General features: G+C 52.0%; 14 protein-coding genes. 9 read left to right on the top strand and 5 right to left on the bottom strand.

All coding sequences use genetic code 11. From position 1 onward, the window contains the following. Positions 1–59 precede the first annotated feature (59 nt). Positions 60–1,016 carry a PHP domain-containing protein gene (locus ACJJIS_RS05345; RefSeq protein WP_444933847.1) on the bottom strand — a complete coding sequence of 319 codons (957 nt, stop codon included), beginning with the start codon at positions 1,014–1,016 and terminating at the stop codon, positions 60–62. Positions 1,017–1,212: 196 nt separating this feature from the next. Between ACJJIS_RS05345 and ACJJIS_RS05340 the strand changes: the two genes are divergently transcribed. From ACJJIS_RS05340 to rlmB, 7 genes are all read left to right on the top strand, one after another. After that, a complete protein-coding gene (locus ACJJIS_RS05340) occupies positions 1,213–1,932 on the top strand; it encodes a VC0807 family protein (RefSeq protein ID WP_282933704.1) in 720 nt (239 codons plus the stop codon). Between the two features lie 34 nt (positions 1,933–1,966). Continuing rightward, positions 1,967–2,266, top strand: a complete 300-nt coding sequence (locus ACJJIS_RS05335) for a YciI family protein (protein WP_444933848.1) — start codon at positions 1,967–1,969, stop codon at positions 2,264–2,266. A 30-nt stretch (positions 2,267–2,296) separates the two neighbouring features. Continuing rightward, positions 2,297–2,977, top strand: a complete 681-nt coding sequence (locus ACJJIS_RS05330) for a TIGR04211 family SH3 domain-containing protein (RefSeq protein ID WP_282933705.1) — start codon at positions 2,297–2,299, stop codon at positions 2,975–2,977. A 154-nt stretch (positions 2,978–3,131) separates the two neighbouring features. Continuing rightward, complete coding sequence (locus ACJJIS_RS05325) at positions 3,132–3,725, top strand: peptidylprolyl isomerase (RefSeq protein WP_444933849.1); 594 nt, start codon at positions 3,132–3,134, stop codon at positions 3,723–3,725. Positions 3,726–3,728: 3 nt separating this feature from the next. Further along, entirely contained in the window at positions 3,729–4,487 is a 759-nt protein-coding gene (locus tag ACJJIS_RS05320) for a pyridoxine 5'-phosphate synthase (protein ID WP_475709643.1), read from the top strand. Continuing rightward, entirely contained in the window at positions 4,487–5,356 is an 870-nt protein-coding gene (locus ACJJIS_RS05315; protein WP_475709642.1) for a Rossmann-like and DUF2520 domain-containing protein, read from the top strand. Before ACJJIS_RS05320 ends, ACJJIS_RS05315 begins: the two co-directional genes overlap by 1 nt. Beyond that, entirely contained in the window at positions 5,353–6,135 is a 783-nt protein-coding gene (gene rlmB, locus ACJJIS_RS05310; RefSeq protein WP_475709641.1) for a 23S rRNA (guanosine(2251)-2'-O)-methyltransferase RlmB, read from the top strand. Before ACJJIS_RS05315 ends, rlmB begins: the two co-directional genes overlap by 4 nt. Before the next feature lie 357 nt (positions 6,136–6,492). Here the strand turns inward: rlmB and guaA are convergent, their stop codons facing one another. Continuing rightward, entirely contained in the window at positions 6,493–8,070 is a 1,578-nt protein-coding gene (gene guaA, locus ACJJIS_RS05305; protein ID WP_444893162.1) for a glutamine-hydrolyzing GMP synthase, read from the bottom strand. A 100-nt stretch (positions 8,071–8,170) separates the two neighbouring features. Next, positions 8,171–9,658, bottom strand: coding sequence for an IMP dehydrogenase (guaB, locus tag ACJJIS_RS05300; RefSeq protein WP_475709640.1), 1,488 nt, complete (start codon positions 9,656–9,658; stop codon positions 8,171–8,173). 174 nt (positions 9,659–9,832) lie between these two features. Between guaB and xseA the strand changes: the two genes are divergently transcribed. Together xseA and ACJJIS_RS05290 are read left to right on the top strand one after the other, a co-directional pair. Then, positions 9,833–11,185 (top strand): exodeoxyribonuclease VII large subunit, encoded by a 1,353-nt coding sequence (gene xseA / locus ACJJIS_RS05295; protein ID WP_475709639.1) that lies wholly within the window; start codon positions 9,833–9,835, stop codon positions 11,183–11,185. A 129-nt stretch (positions 11,186–11,314) separates the two neighbouring features. Beyond that, positions 11,315–13,615: a transporter substrate-binding domain-containing protein gene (locus ACJJIS_RS05290; protein ID WP_475709638.1), complete on the top strand. Its 2,301-nt coding sequence runs from the start codon at positions 11,315–11,317 to the stop codon at positions 13,613–13,615. 14 nt (positions 13,616–13,629) lie between these two features. Here ACJJIS_RS05290 and ACJJIS_RS05285 read toward each other — a convergent pair whose 3' ends face one another. Both ACJJIS_RS05285 and ACJJIS_RS05280 read right to left on the bottom strand, forming a co-directional pair. Beyond that, positions 13,630–14,607 (bottom strand): NAD(P)H-quinone oxidoreductase, encoded by a 978-nt coding sequence (locus ACJJIS_RS05285; RefSeq protein ID WP_475709637.1) that lies wholly within the window; start codon positions 14,605–14,607, stop codon positions 13,630–13,632. 204 nt (positions 14,608–14,811) lie between these two features. Continuing rightward, complete coding sequence (locus ACJJIS_RS05280) at positions 14,812–17,109, bottom strand: TonB-dependent receptor (protein WP_475709636.1); 2,298 nt, start codon at positions 17,107–17,109, stop codon at positions 14,812–14,814. Positions 17,110–17,486 lie beyond the last annotated feature (377 nt).

Genomic DNA, 17,486 nt, shown 5'->3' with positions numbered 1-17,486 from the left:
CCTCACTGCCATCCACCAGGCTTAAAGCCGGACGATGGCCCCCAATTCACAAGCCGGAATCAGGGCAGCGAAACGTGACCCCGCTGTTCCCGGTGCAGAGTGTGCCACAGATTCCACACCGGCTCGACGTCTGCGGGCAACCTGACACAACCCAATTCACGCCAGGGCTGCTCCGGCTGGTGAAAATCGCTGCCAAGAGAGCAATATGGCATTGATTTGCCCGCCGCTTCCGCAGCTGAGAATAGTAGTTTCCTCAACTCCCTCGTCTGTGTCGGGTTCTGCCGACCGCACAACAATTCGACAGCATCTCCTTTTTCTTCCAGAAATGCGCCCAACAATCGTAATAACTGGGTGCGGGTCAATCCATACTTGAGGGGATGAGCCAATACCGCACAGCCACCGGCCTGGTGAATAGTGGCGATAGTCTCTCCCAGCTGGGGCCACTCGACCCGCACATCCCCCACCTTGCCGGCACCCAAGTAACGCTTAAATGCCTTACCGGTATCATCTATATGCCCAGCTTCCACCAGCCATCGTGCGAAATGGGGCCTACCCAGTACCGAGTCGCCCGCCAGGGCACGTCCACCCTCCAAGGCACCGCTAAAGCCGCGTTTTTCTAGCTTCTCCGCGATACGCTCTGCCCGCTCCTCGCGCAACTGCTCACGCAGCTGAATGGCTTCTTGCAGAGGCCCCGATTCGGGATTAATGTTCAGACCAACAATATGTACGGGTCTGCGCCCCCAAAGACTGGAGAACTCAATCCCCGCCACCACATCTACGCCCAAGCAGTCACCTTCCTGTTGAGCCTCATGCACTCCATCCACCGTATCGTGGTCGGTCAGGGCGAGCATCGTCACACCTTGGGATTTCGCTCTCGACACCAGCTGCGCAGGACTTAAAATACCGTCAGACGCGGTACTGTGGCAGTGCAGATCTACCAGGTCTGTATTCAAATCGGCTGAAAGGGTCTTCAACAACAGGCTCTCACTCAGTTCGACGATGAAAAAGATCGCCATATCCGTCTTTTCAGGAACAATCGCCCTATTGCGCTGTCTATGCGGCACTCGGCGTTTTCAGGGATAAGGCCCGGACTAGCAGTCACTCACAGGTGACTCGCCAGGGCCGAAGTCTGACAGTAGTTTTGTCAGCGGGGAAATTGAACGGGCTATCAGCCCCATCAGTTTCCAGCGGGCATTATCACCGGAATTGAGTATGACCGAAACGAATTCGACCACGACATCTCCCGAGAAACCTAAAAAGGAAGGGTTTCTCAGCAATATCGCCTTCAATGTCATTATTCCGACATTGATACTGACCAAGCTTTCTGGGGATGACTGGTTGGGCCCAACCTGGGCGTTGATAGTGGCCCTGGCCTTCCCGCTGGGATATGGCCTTCGCGACCTGCTGCGCCTGGGCAAGGTCAATTTCTTCTCAGCCCTCGGATTTATTGGCATCCTGCTCACTGGCGGCATCAGCTTGCTCAAGCTGGACCCGCAGTATATTGCGATTAAGGAAGCTGCAATCCCTGGCCTACTGGGTGTTGCCACGGCACTATCCGTTTACACCCGCTGGCCGCTGGTCAAAACCCTGCTGTACAACGATCAAATCCTGAATACGACAAAGATCGCCGAGTCATTACAGGCCAATGGTAACCAGCCAGCCTTCGACCGCACCTTGCGCCAGACTTCATGGATCGTTGCCGGGTCATTCTTTTTCTCCTCGGCGCTGAATTACATTCTCGCCAAAATGATCGTCACCAGCCCGCCGGGCACAGAGGCCTACAACACCGAGCTGGGCGAAATGACCGCCTATGGATATCTGGTTATTGCGATCCCATCAACCCTGATTCTGATGGGTGCTCTCTTTTTCCTGTTCTCCCGTATCGGCAAGCTGACCGGGTTGAAACTGGAAGAAGTGATGGTCGCGCAATAACACCTTAAAAAAACTAACAAGAGCATTCAAAACAATGTGGTACGCAATCATCAGTGAAGATGTTAGCGATAGTCTCCCTTTACGCAAAAAAGCCCGCGCCGGTCATTTGGCCCGACTCAACCTTCTCAAAGATGAAGGTCGTCTCCTGGCTGCCGGCCCAAACCCCAGCATCGATAGCGAAGAACCCGGTGAAGCCGGCTTTACCGGCAGTCTGGTAATTGCTGAATTCCCCTCTTTGGAGGAGGCCAAAGCCTGGGCTGGCAGTGACCCCTATATCGAAGCTGGCGTCTATGCATCGGTTACAGTCAAGCCCTACAAGCTTGTACTGCCCTGATAAAAACTCTAACTAAAAAGCTGCATCACAATGAAGAAATTACTGTCCGGTGTGCTCGCTGTAGCGCTGTTGAACTCAGCACCAGCGGCACTTGCAGCGGAGACCCGCTATATTACCGACCAACTTCACGTGCCCATGCGCTCTGGCAAAGGCAATGAATTCCGGATTCTACACCGCGGCCTGGCCAGTGGTACCGAGCTGGCTCTGCTCGAAGATGCCGCCTCGGACGGCTGGGCAAAAGTGCGCACGCCCAACGGCACCGAGGGCTGGATCAGACGCCAATATTTAGTCAGTGAGCCCGTGGCGAAATTAAAGCTGGCAACTGCAGAAGCCAACCTGGCCCGCTTTGAAAAAATGGAAGGTAACCTGGGGGGAGAAGTTCGTCGGCTGGAGACAGAAAACGGCGAACTGAATAGCGCCCTGACCTCTGCCCAGCAGCAGAGCCAGGAATTGGCCGCCGAACTCAAGAGCCTGAAATCCCTTTCTGCCGACGCAATTTCGCTCAACGATCGCCATCAAAAGCTCCTGCATCAGTACGAATTACTGAAACAGGAAAAAAGCATGGCGGAGGCGGAAATTCAGCGCCTGTCCGGTAGCGATGCCCGCAAGTGGCAAGTGTACGGTGCCCTATCCGTTGTATTAGGCGCTATTCTGGCGATGATTGCCCCCCATGTGCGCCCGCGCAAACGCAATTCCGAGTGGGCCAACTGATCTCCCTCGCCACATCCAAAATCGCTTACTATACGCCTGTGGGAATGCTGAAAAGCATCCCTCAGGCAGCGATATTCAAATACTTTTTCTCTACCTATAACCATTCGCTGGCACAGAGGTAAACCGATTACCCCCGGACACTCAAAGGACACGGATGATGCGTAAATTAGTTATTTTTCTTTTCTGTACTCTATTCAGCCTTCCGCTATTTGCCCAAAACCCTCAGGTGAAACTAGAAACTGATCTTGGGGTTATTCGTATCGAGCTATATGCCAAGCAAGCACCAGTCACCGTAGAGAACTTCCTCGTTTATACCGATAGCGGCTTCTACGATGGAATTATCTTTCACCGTGTTGTGCCTGGATTTGTCGTCCAAGCCGGTGGTTTCACTTTTGATTTCCAAAGAAAAGAAACTCGCGAGGCTATCGCCAACGAGTCAGCTAACGGGCTCCAAAACCTGCGTGGCACCCTTTCCATGGCGCGCACAAACGATCCCGATAGTGCCACGTCCCAGTTTTTTATTAACCTGGTAGATAACACCCGTCTGGATGCCAGCGAGGATAAGCCTGGCTACGCAGTTTTTGGCAAGGTTATCGAGGGAATGGATATCGTAGAAAAAATTGAGCGGGAACCCCGAGGCCTTTATCGCAGGCACCCAGAGGCTCCCAATACTCCGATTCGGATTCTTTCCGCAAAACGAATTACTACCAGCGACAACACAGTCGCTGAACACAGCAAGGGAGAATAAGCATTGATCGCTCTCAGCGTAAATCTCAATAAAATTGCCTTAATCCGCAACTCCCGCGAGGGCAATTTTCCCGACGTAATCGCCCACGGGCGCACTTGCCTCGACGCCGGAGCCCAGGGGCTGACCGTACACCCCCGTCCAGACCAACGACATATTCGCCCCGGCGACGTGCGCGACCTGGCAGAACTCTGCGCCAGCCGCAAGAACATAGAATTCAACGTTGAAGGCAACCCCTTCGCCGCTCCCCTGGGGGACTACCCCGGCCTAATACCACTGGTTTTGGAAACCAAACCGGACCAGTGCACTTTGGTTCCCGACACTAATGATCAGCTCACATCAGATCACGGCTTTGACCTCAAGCAAGATGGAGATCGATTAGTTCCGATAATTGATCAACTTAAAAATGCCGGGATACGTGTCAGCCTGTTTATGGATCCAGACCTGGACCAGATCAGCCTGGCCAAACAGGTCGGTGCTGACCGTATTGAGCTCTACACAGGCCCCTATGCCGAAGCCGTAACCAAACAGAGCCCAGGGCTGGAAACAATTTTCTCTGCCCACTGTGCCGCCGCCGAGCACGCACATCAGTTGGGACTGGGGATTAATGCCGGCCATGACCTCAACCTGGTTAACCTACCGCGCTATCGCACATTACCGGGCTTGCAGGAAGTCTCCATTGGCCACGCCTTTACTGTCGATGCTATCAGTATGGGCCTGGAGAATGCCGTTAACGCCTACGTCGACTGCCTCGCTGGAAACTGATGCAAAGCCTCAACATTATTGGCGCAGGCCGCCTTGGCAAAACCCTGGGGCGGCTGTGGCAGGAGAGCGGTGTATTCGAGATACAGTCAATTTATAACCGCAGTCTCGAAAGTGGAAAAAGTGCCTGTCGATTTATCGGTGCAGGCAATGCTGTCGATTCCCTCTCAGAAATGCCTTCAGCAGACCTATGGCTGATTGGTTGTGTCGATAGTGAAATCGCTATATTTGCGCAGAGGCTTGCCGATAGCGGGCTGGTCGATGAGCGCACTATTATATTCCACTGCAGTGGCGCTCTCAGCTCTAAAGAACTAGCCCCCTTGGGACCCGCCCTGGTTGCCAGTGCCCACCCGGTCCACAGTTTTGCCGAACCGGAAACCTCGCTGCAAACATTTGCCAAAACCAGCGTCGCTGTCGAAGGGGATAGTCATGCGGTAGAGGTTATTTCTGCGGCTTTTGCAGCCATTGGCTGTGAAACACTGGCTATTGATCCCCTTAACAAGTCCCTGTACCACGCTGGGTCAGTGATCGCCTCCAACTACCTCACCACCCTAATGGACCTGAGCTTACAAAGCTTTGCAGCCGCTGGCATAGAGCGGGACAGTGCTCTTCGCCTGTTGGCGCCGATTGTTTCACAGACTCTGCAAAACAATTTGGAGCTGGGACCAGAGAGGTCTCTGACAGGTCCCATTGCCAGGGGGGATGTGGAAACCGTTGGAGCCCAGGTGGAAAGCCTTGCATCAGTAGATAGCCAACTGGCACTTTGCTATCGCCATCTGGGCCTCGCCTGTGTAGAGTTGGCGCGGCGCGGCTCGCTCTCACCTGAGAGCGCAGCCAGATTGATCGAACTGCTGAGTGAGCCAACGCGGTGAAAGACTCCTCCGAATACCTGGAAAAGAAAGCCTTCTTCGATAGCCTCCTGACAATTTATGGGCGCAAGCCTGTGCTCGAGGCTCTCGAGGATTTATCTGTACCCGTCCATAAATTACATCTGGCCAGCAGCAACCGGCGCGACCAGCTGATCCAGCGGATGGAAACCCTGGCGGAAGAGCGTCAGATTGAAATTGCTTACTGGGATCGCAAGGGCCTGTCCCGGATTTCGAAGAATTCCCGTCAGGACCAAGGTGTAGCCCTCGACCTGGCCCTGCCCCACTACGGCAGAGCGGAGGACTTTTTACAGAAGGTTGCAGCCCCAGAGCACAAAAACACCTATGAACTTCTGGCCCTGGATGGCATAACCAACCCTCAAAACCTGGGCATGATTATTCGCTCAGCCTGTGCCGGCGGCATTGATGGAATCATCCTGCCAAAGAAAGGCTGTGCACAGATAGACCCCCTGGTTATCAAAGCCAGCACAGGCACACTGTTTAAAACCCAGATTTTGCGCTGTGACAAATTGGCAGCCACCCTGGGGGAGTTTCGCGAAGCGGGGGCTCAGGTTTGTGGGCTGTCATCCCACGCCCGGACCACCTTGAAAGAGGTCTCCAGTAACGTCTTCACAATTTTTGTGCTGGGCAATGAAACCCACGGTGTTAGCGATGCCGTCGCAGCTCAGTGCAATGAACTGGTGCGTATCCCCATGCAAAACGATGTGGAAAGCTTGAATGTAGCGGTCACGGCCGCACTAATTAGCTTCCGTCGAGAAATCTAACTCTGCCCCTATGGGAGGTGCCCGCCTCCCACTCCCTCAACTTATCCCACGAGTTCAATCCCAATCTAACCAGGATTATCCACTACCCACAGATTCTGTGGATATCTCTGTGACTAACTTAGAGTAGTAGGCCGGAAAGGCCCGCCATTTGGTCTTTGTGACAATATGAAGAAAAAATAAACAACCCGGGAAACGCTCAAAAAATCAACGAGTTAGCGAAGTCTTAGCTGAGCGTTTAGCGACAATCCGTACCAATTAAAGATCGAATAGAGAGAAGGGGCCGCTGTGGAAAATGAGACGCGAAGCCCAAAACAAAAAAAGAAAGGGGTGCTAAGCACCCCCCTCTTGATTCGGCAGTTACTCCCACTCAATTGTCGCGGGAGGCTTGCTGGAAACGTCGTAGACCACACGAGAGATGTGCTCTATCTCATTGATAATGCGGTTGGAAACCTTCTCAATCAGCTCATAGGGGAGATGCGCCCAGCGCGCTGTCATAAAGTCCACAGTCTCTACCGCGCGAAGAGCAACCACGTATTCATATCGACGGCCATCACCGACAACACCCACAGATTTTACCGGAAGGAATACGGCAAAGGCCTGGCTGGTCTTGTGATACCAATCGGCGTTGTGCAGCTCCTCGATAAAGATCGCATCTGCCTCTCGCAGAATATCGGCATACTCCCGCTTTACCTCACCGAGAATCCGCACGCCCAGACCCGGTCCCGGGAAGGGGTGGCGGTAAACCATGTCGTAAGGCAGGCCCAGCTCCAGGCCGATCTTACGAACCTCGTCTTTGAACAGTTCACGCAGGGGCTCTACCAGCTCAAACTGCATATCCTCCGGTAAGCCGCCCACATTGTGGTGAGACTTAATCACATGTGCCTTGCCGGTTTTTGCGGCGGCGGACTCAATAACGTCTGGGTAGATAGTGCCCTGGGCCAGGAATTTCACGTCCTGTAACTTGGAAGCTTCGCGATCAAAAATCTCAATAAAGGTATTACCAATGATTTTGCGCTTGGCCTCAGGGTCTTTTTCACCTTGGAGGCGCCCAAGGAAATCCTCTTCCGCATCAGAACGGATAACGCGGACGCCCATATTGTCGGCGAACATCTGCATTACCTGGTCGCCTTCGTTTTTACGCAGAAGGCCATTATCTACAAATACGCAGGTCAGCTGATCGCCAATAGCCTTGTGCAGCAAAGCGGCGACCACAGAGCTGTCGACACCACCGGATAAACCGAGCAGCACCTTGCCCTCGCCCACTTGATCGCGGACTTTAGCAATAGAGTCTTCAATAATGTTCGCGGGAGTCCAGAGTTTCTCACACCCGCAAATATCAATCACAAAGTGCTCATAAATACGCATGCCTTGCAGGGTATGAGTCACTTCCGGGTGGAACTGTACACCGAAGAAATTCTTCTCGGCGTGGTACATACCGGCAATTGGGCAGGAATCGGTGGAAGCCAACAGCTCGAAGCCCTCTGGCATCGCCACTACCTTGTCGCCGTGACTCATCCAAACATCCAGTAGGGAACTGCCATCATCAGCGATATGATCTTTGATATCGCTCAACAAGTTGGATTGGCCTTCAACTTTTACCTGGGCATAGCCAAATTCGCGAATATCGCTGCCCTGTACGGTGCCTCCAAGCTGATGAGCCATGGTCTGCATGCCATAGCAAATGCCCAGTACCGGCACGCCCAGGTTATAAACCGCTTCCGGCGCGCGCGGGGAGCCCTCTTCCGGTACCGACTCGGGGCCACCGGCGAGAATAATGCCCTTGGGCTGATACTCACGAATTTCCTCTTCGGTCATATCGAAAGCGCGAATTTCAGAAAATACGCCCAGCTCGCGGACACGGCGGGCAATCAATTGTGTGTACTGGGACCCGAAGTCGAGAATGAGTATTCGGCTGGAATGGATATCTTGGCTCATGACTTACTCGATAACTGGATTAAATAACGGCAAACGGACCTTAAAGGTCCGTTTGCTGCTTGTTCCGTCTAAATTTTTTCACCTGGGGAAGGTCGAAGGCTTAGCGTCGGCCCACCGGGTAGTTGGGGGCTTCTTTAGTAATTTGAACGTCGTGGACATGGGACTCACCCATACCGGCTGCCGTGACCCGCACAAACTCAGGACGAGTGCGCATGATCTCGATATCGACACTGCCGGTGTAACCCATGGCTGAACGCAAACCACCCATCATCTGATGAACAATGGCTGACAGCGGACCTTTATAAGGCACTCGACCTTCGATACCTTCCGGTACCAGTTTTTCAGCGCCCTTGCTCGCATCCTGGAAATAGCGATCGGAAGAACCCTGGGTGCGGGACATAGCACCGAGAGAACCCATCCCACGATAGGACTTGTAAGTACGGCCCTGATAGAGCTCAACTTCGCCCGGCGCCTCTTCGGTACCGGCGAACATGGAACCCATCATAACTGATGAGGCGCCGGCAACAATTGCCTTGGAGATATCGCCGGAGTAACGGATACCACCGTCGGCGATCATGGGCACACCAAATTCTTTAAGGGCTGTGGCAACCTCTGCAATTGCCGTCACCTGGGGTACGCCGATACCCGTTACGATACGGGTGGTACAGATAGAACCGGGGCCAATACCCACTTTAACCGCATCCGCACCGGCCTCAACCAGTGCACGCGCTGCATCAGCCGTAGCAATGTTGCCACCGATCACGTCCACCTGGGGGTGCATTTCCTTAATGCGGCGCACGCGCTCAATCACGTTGCGGGAGTGACCGTGAGCGGTATCTACTACCAGCACATCAACGCCGGCTTCTACCAATGCGGCTACGCGATCATCGGTGTCCGGGCTGGTGCCCACAGACGCGCCCACACGCAAGCGACCGTCGGAATCCTTACAGGAGTTCGGGTACTGCTCTGCTTTGTTAAAGTCTTTAACAGTGATCAGGCCGCGCAACTCAAAGTTGTCGTTAACCACCAGTACCTTTTCGATACGGTGCTTATGCAGCAGTTCGCGGACTTCGTCGGGGCTCGCATCTTCGTGGGCCGTCACCAGACGCTCTTTCGGCGTCATGATGCTGGCGACACTGACATCGAGATCAGTTAAGAAGCGAACGTCGCGGCTGGTGACGATACCTACCAAATCGCCACGATCCATTACCGGTACACCGGAAATATTGTGGTGACTGGTCAGCGCGATCAACTCGCGCACAGTGGCATCGGACTCAATAGTAATAGGGTCTTTTACAACACCGGCTTCAAACTTCTTCACCGCGCGAACGGCAAGAGCTTGCTCTTCTATCGACATACTCTTGTGAATAATGCCGATACCCCCTTCCTGGGCCAACGCAATGGCCAGGCGAGCTTCCGTCACTGTATCCATAGCAGCGGACACAATGGGGATGTTCAGGGTAATGTTGCGGGAGAGTTGGGTTTTTAAACTCACATCCTTGGCCGTGACCTCGGAATATCCGGGCACAAGTAGGACGTCGTCAAAAGTGAGGGCTTCGCGCGCGATGCGCAGATTGGATTCAGACATTGTTGACACTCAAACCTCGAATAGGCGGGATTGGGTATCGGCGCGATTATACCTCTACGCGCCCAAAGCGCAAACATCAATTTGCAGAAAAACGGATTTGTACGGTAAAGCTCTTTACCTATAAGGGCGATACTGCAATATTGCTCCGCCCAATACGCCCGACGAGATTCACCGATGCAGACAATTCCCCCTAGTCAAAATGCCAAGCGCAGCGTGCTGTCGGTAAGTGACCTGAATCGGGAAGTTAAACATCTTCTGGAAAGCAGTGTGCCCCTTCTATGGATCAGTGGGGAGATTTCCAATTTTTCCATACCCAGCTCCGGGCACTGGTATTTTAGCCTTAAAGATGCGCGGGCCCAGGTGCGCTGCGCCATGTTTCGCGGTCGCAATCGCAGTGTCGCCTTTCGGCCGCAAAATGGTCGCGAGGTTTTAATCAGGGCCAGGGTGAGCCTGTACGAAGGGCGCGGAGAATTTCAGTTAATCGTTGAGCATATGGAGGAGGCCGGCTTTGGCGCCCTGATGCGCCAGCTGGAACAGCTCAAAGCAAAACTGAATGCTGAGGGCCTGTTCGAAACAAGCAGAAAACGCTCTCTTCCGTTTTTGCCAACCAATATCGGCATTGTCACTTCGCCGACAGGCGCAGCAATACGGGATATGATTCACGTATTGGGCAGGAGACACCCTTCTGCACAAATTGAAATCTGGCCCGTAGCCGTTCAAGGTCAGGATGCCGCTCAGCAAATCGCAGCAGCGATTGAAAAAGCGGGCCGCAGTGGTCGCCACGATTTATTAATTGTCGGTCGCGGCGGAGGTTCCCTGGAAGACCTGTGGTCTTTTAATGAAGAAATTGTCGCCCGCGCACTGGCCGCAAGCCCTATTCCCACTATTTCTGCAGTCGGCCACGAAACCGATACGACTATTGCAGATTTAGCCGCAGACCTGCGCGCACCCACCCCCTCTGCCGCAGCGGAAATAGCCAGCGCCAATGCTGCAGAAATTTTACAGCGGCTTGACCAGGTCCAGCGCAGATTGCACCGCGCCATGGACAACCAGCTGAAGCATTTATCTCAACAGGTTCAATTGCGACGCAACCGTTTGCGCCACCCCAAGGAGCAGCTCCTCAATCAAGCCCAGCGCCTGGATCATTTGGAGATGCGCCTGGTAGCAGCTTGCCAACAGCAAATCCAAAGTCGCAAATCCCAATTGGATTCCGCCTCCAGAGCTTTTGCCCACAACCTACCGACACGCCGACTCGACAATAGTCGAAAGCAGTTAATGCAACTCAAGGGAAACCTGGAGCGTGCGATGCAACTGATATTACAGCGCGGCAGCGACAAACTCTCCCACGGGGCCCAATTACTACAAAACATCAGTCCCCTGGCAGTATTGCAGCGAGGCTACGCCATTGTTCTGGATTCAGAAAATCGCGCAATTCGCGATAGCGCAGAATTGGATACCGACCAGCAAGTCCATATTAAGCTGGCCAAAGGGAACTTCACTGCAAAAGTTAAAACCATCGAAAACTGATTTCCTTAACAATTAAAGAGCGCAAATCAAGCGACACTATGACACTATGACACTATGACACTATGACACTATGACACTATGACACTATGACACTATAATGGTTGAGGTAGAGTGCCTTCGGAGCAATATATGGATAGTGAATCTACTGCTATCCACCTCAACCAGTGGACCTTGATACTACTTTCAGTACTACTGCTTGCCCTTGCAGCCTGCACGGAACCAGATCGTGAATCTGGAGTAGCCGAATCAGTCACCATGTCAGCTGCCGAAGCGCAGGATGCCGACAAGCGATCAGGGCAACTGCCTGAGATAACCCCCGCTAAAGAACAGCAAGTCAACTACATCGAAACCGGTGACCTTAGGGACATAAGAAAACACGGCACAATTCGGTTCGTTAATTTAACCGGCGCTTCCGAGGACCTGCTACCTCGTGACGATGTGGTGAGTCTCCGTCACTTCGAACTGGCCAACAAACTGGCCAAACAGTTAAAGCTGGAGCCCAAGTGGATAAAAGCTGAAACGCCCGATGACGCGGTGCAAATGCTGATCGATGGCCAGGCAGATGTAATTGCCTATAACCTGACTGTCACTGACGCCCGTGAAGAAATTATTGACTTCACGGTTCCTCTTCGCCATTCGCGGTTAGTACTCGTCACTGGCCCTGAAGGTCCAGATATTTCAGATGCGAGCAAATTAAAGGACCTGGAATTTATTATTCCCGCCGGCTCCTCTATTAAAGAAACTGCAGAGCAACTTGTTGCCGAAAATCCAAACTCAAACCTAACTATTCGAGAAATTGATATCAATGGTAACCGAGATACCCTGCTGGATATCATCAATGGCCAGAAGAACCGGGTTGCTATTTTGGAGGATTTTTCAGCCCAGGATTTGCGCAATTACCGCGATGACATGCGGATTGGTGCAGATGTATCTGAAGTGCAAAATATTGCCTGGGGCGTACGCAAAGATTCCAAACGCCTACATACCACTCTCGATAATTTTTTGACCCGCAACCTGGTTAAGTCCCAGGAAGAACGTATTACCGATTGGAAGGGTATTAAAAAATCGGGGGTAATCAGGCTACTCACTTACAATGGGCCGACAACCTATTTCTTATGGAAAGGGGTATTAATGGGATTTGACTACGATCTTGCCCAGGCTTTTGCCAATAAGCACAAACTCCAACTCCAGGTTATTGTTGTCCCCTACGAAGAAGACCTTGCTGACTGGTTGAGGGCGGGTCGCGGTGACTTTGCCGGGGCTGAACTCAATATTACCAGTGCCCGTGAAGACCAGGGCATGGTATTCACCAAGCCCTATGTCGAATCCACAGACCAGATCGTCAGTGGTAAAGGCAGCCCTCCCATCACCCAGATTCAGGATCTTAATGGCCGCAAGTTAACCCTGCGCGCCTATTCATCATTTATTGAAACCGCTGAAACATTGAAAGAAGCAGGTATTGATGTCGATATCCGTGTGGCGCCGCCAGATATTTCCCAGTCACAAATCTTCTCATTAATCGCCGACGGGCTGGTAGATGCGACTATATCCCACTCCGGTCGAGCCAAGATTGAGGCATCCGTTCAGCCACAACTGGTACTCGGAACCCTTATCGGTGACCCGCGTCCACAGGGCTGGATGGTATTAAGACAAAATTGGCACCTGTTACAGAACTTGAATAAGTTTTTGAAAAATTACAGAAAAACGAGCCAATATCAAAAACAATACCAGGCTTATTTTGAGCCGAACAAACGATTTACCCAGCGAGTAAGTTCCCGGGTAATACCGGGAGAAAACCTCTCTCCTTACGATGAGTTGGTGAAGGAATCCGCCTTTAAATACGATTTTGATTGGCGCATGATCGTCGCGCAGATGTGGCAGGAAAGCAATTTCAACCCTAAAGCCGTATCTCCAGTTGGCGCGCAGGGATTGATGCAGGTAATGCCTGCCACAGCCGAGGAAATGGGATTTCCTCCGCCGCTGTTCGAACCTGAAAGAGGTATTAAAGCGGGGGTAAAATATATGGATTGGGTACGCGATCGCTTTAATCCCGCTTTGCCAACCGTAAATAAACTCTGGTTTACTCTCGCTTCCTACAATGCAGGATACGGCCACTTACTCGATGCCCAGCGGCTGGCTAAAGAACTGGGACTGGATCCCAATGTGTGGTTCGACAATGTGGAAGTCGCCATGCTGAAACTGGCCCAGCCCCAGTACTTTAAGCGGGCTAGATACGGCTATGTGAGAGGCTCCGAGCCCGTGCAGTATGTGCGCAATATCAGCAATCTCTACAAAGCCTATGTGGAAATGATGAGCGATGATGTGACAGTCCGCCCACCTCTACAGCGCCTGCCCGGCAAAATCTATTGTGAACCCGGGGATGTGCCTGAGGGCGTCATTCAGCGGATGCCCACTTACTCCTCGCCCTAGGCAACCACAAGCCCTCACAAGGTTAAAACGATTTTTCCGGTGATAGTGCCGGACTCCAGTAATTTATGGGCCTCAACCGCCTGGTGCAGAGGAAACTCAGCGGCTATTTGCGGCTGAACTTTACCCGCTTCAATTAGCGGCCAAACCTTTTTTTTCAACGATTTCGCAATACCGGCTTTCACTTCTGGCGAGCGTGCCCTCAAAGTTGAGCCGGTCAATGTAAGTCGTTTCAACATCACCGGCATCATATTTACTTCTACTTTAGCGCCAGCCAAGTAGGCAATATTCACGATTCTGCCGTCGTTAGCGGCCACACGAATATTGCTATTGATATAGCTACCGCCCACCATATCTAAGATAACATCAGCTCCGTGATCATCTGTCATCTCGCGCACAACGGAGACAAAATCTTCATCCCGATAGTTAATCGCCTTCTCCGCTCCCAAAGCCACACAGGCTGCGCATTTATCTTCTGTTCCCGCAGTAGTGAAAACCCGGGCTCCCAATTGATAGGCCAGCTGGATCGCCGTGGTACCAATGCCAGAGGAACCACCATGGATTAAAATCACCTCGCCCGGTTTTAAACCGGCGCGGTCAAATACATTAGTCCATACGGTGAAAAAAGTTTCCGGCAATGCAGCTGCCTCAATAAGACTAAGGCCTTCGGGGACCGGGAGACACTGCCCCTCTGGAGCTACTGCATAATCTGCGTAGCCTCCACCATTGGTCAGGGCGCAAACTTTATCTCCCACCTGCCAGCGCACAACTTTTTCCCCAACTTCAACAACCTCACCAGCCACTTCCAACCCCAATACCGGCGATGCTCCGGGAGGTGCCGGATAATGCCCTTGGCGCTGCACAAGATCAGGGCGATTAACCCCAGCTGCGGCTACACGGATAAGGACTTCGTCTGCGCCGGGAGCAGGCTTATCCATCTCCTGCAATTGCATGACTTCAGGCCCACCAAATGTAGGCAGATCAATAAACCGCATATTTTTCCCCTTTATAGGTCCACTTTTATTGCCACGCTAACAAAACAAGAGTATCAAAAATCATCAAGCAGTTTTTATTCAACACGCAACCCAATAAAAAACGGCCAGCCCCATCACAACTTTTAATTGTGAAAAGGAACTGGCCGTTTCGAAGTCTGCTGACTTAAAAAATATTTTCTCTAAGCAGCAAGTTCTCAGCCGGGATTAGAGTTCGTAAATAAACTCAACCCCCATAACACGACCTTTATTCAGCGGGGTAAAGCTGGCACCGATACCACCAAGGGTAACTGGTAGCTGTGTGTCATTACCCTCAGTAACTTCATCAAGCATATTTTTGCCGAATACAGAAACTGTATATTGGCCGCTATCCGCAGTATAACCAATACTAAAGTCCACCATTTCCACTTCAGACAGCATGCCTCTGTTGTCATCCGTATACGGTGCTTCATCGCGATGATTGTAGTTAATGCGGGAGGTGATTGTTCCGTAGGAACCCAGAGACAAATCGTGCACTAACCCTATACCATAAGTCCATGGCGCCAGGCGTGGGATCTCGAGACCCAGGTCTTCATCATCCACAAGGCCGTCACCATTCAGGTCACCGAGTACCTTATCGTAATCGCCATCTACATAGCCCACGTTGAAGGTAAGCAGCAGGTTTTCACTAAGCGCAGCCATGGTCTCCAGTTCAGCACCACGAATTGTCGCATCTGCGGTGTTTCGAATGATTTGCGCCACACCGGTCACTGCGTCAGCGAGATTCTCCTCCCGCTGCATATCATCAATAGTGTTGTGGAATACCGCCATATTGGTACGAACACGGCCATCGAGCCAGTCTACCTTAGCCCCAATTTCGAAGCTGCTTTGCTCTTCCTGGTCCGTTGCCTGCGGGGTATAAGGCATTCCTGTGGTCGGATCTATACCTGCGTTGCGGAAGTTGTACCCTCCACTGCGGAAACCCTTGGTCCAGAATGTGTAGAGCTGCGTCTCGTCTGAAACAGTCCACTGCAAGCCAACTTTGGGAGTGAAGGCATTCCAGCTTTCGCTATCTTCAAAGTCGTAGGCAGCACAGCCGTCCAGTGTGCAGAGGTTCAGGGGAATAGAGGCAATCTTCGCGTCTTTCTCCTCACTCGAGTAGCGTCCACCCAGGGTCAACACCCAGGCCTCGTTCAGGTCGATATCAGCCTGGGTAAAGAATCCATAAGTGCTGTGATCCTGCACACCACCACCGGTCCAATCGATAATACCGCCCTCACCGTCGGCCAGCAAACGATTTTCCAGGTAGGTTACATCCTGAGAGAACCAATAGGCACCGGCAGTTATGGCCGTGCGACCGAAACGGCCGGCATAGCGCAACTCGTTACTCAACTGGCTCTGATCCACACTTGAGTCCGCATGGAAACCAACAAAAGGCAGGGAATCAATATCCCCTAAGCCCCGCGCCTCATATTCACGCCAAGCCAGGATATTTGTGATAGTGCCATCACCAAACTCAACATCTTTATTGAACTCAGTAATGATCTGGGACCACTCGTCTTTTTGATAACCCTCTTCGTCCTGGGCTACCTCAAAAGAATCTTCACTGTTGTCCCAATCAGGAATACCGAAAGCCTCAGCAATCTGGGTTGCACTCGGGTAGGCAACAATACCGTTCTCAGTGGTAACTATATAAGGTTCATTACCACGGTTTTGCGCAACCACCCCATCGGAGTCCATGCGCCCGTGCTCCATCCGCACAAGCAGCTCTGCCGTTTCATTGAGTTGAACACTAAAGCTTGGGCGAATAAACCAGCTGTCAGAGGCACCGGCATTATCATTGCCGGTGGCAACATTTTCGAACCAGCCACGGTCATCGTTGTAGTAAACGGTCAAGCGGCCGTTAACATCGTCAGAGATGGCACCATTAATTGAACCCGCAGTCACCACATCCAGATTATCCGTTGTGGACACTTTGACGCGAGCAGAGAATTCATCAGTTGGGCGCGCTGTTTTAACTACGACAGCACCACCGGTAACATTACGACCAAATAGCAGGCCCTGCGGACCACGGAGAACTTCGATACCCTCCAGGTCAAACACATCGGTAACAACACCCGCATTCACACCGAGGTACATACCATCGACAAAGACCCCTACTGTGGGATCAATTGATGGAATAGAGCTATTCACTCCAAGACCGCGCACAGTGAAGTTTGCCGTATTTTTTACGGTACCCACATCCTCCAGCTGGACGTTGGGCATTTTGAAAGAAAGGCTTTGTAAATCCCTGGTTTGCAGAGCCTCCAGTTGGTCACCGGAATAGGCGGTTGCCGCTACCGGAACATCCTGAAGTAATTCTGCGTCTGCACGCTTACGGGCTGTTACCTGCACTTCTTCCATAAGGGTGCCGACTGCTCCCTCTGCGGCATAACTGGGGCTAATACCACTGGCTAACCAAAGAGTTGCTACGGAACAGGCGGAAAGCAGAGCAGAGTGCTGCTTGGGTTTTGACGGACTTCCCATGTTTTCTCTCCATTGTTTTATTTTTTTTATGTACAACAACGGACTTATCGCAATCGGTACTGCCTGGCTCCACCGCTCTACCTCTATAAAGAGGCTCCGACTAAGTGAAGCTCCGATTCAAGACCGCGCTGATAAAGAGGCACAGATTTCGTAGTGAATCTGTGACATGGACAGGTTACAGGCTCACAACCGTGTGTGGAAGTCTATTTAACGTAAATGTCTGTAAAAATAACTCAATTAGTCTGGAAAGTTCTTTCAACTTGAAGAAAAAAATTAAAGGGAATGGAAAAAATAAAATTATGCACTGTTTAAGGGCGATACCCTAAGTTGCCCTTTTACATAGAAAATTGATTATTTTCAAAAAAGCCAATGACAAT

The organism is Microbulbifer maximicatervae (SeqCode) (assembly GCF_056231245.1).
Note: the sequence above shows the minus strand (reverse complement) of the source record. Positions and strands in the feature narration are given on the sequence as shown.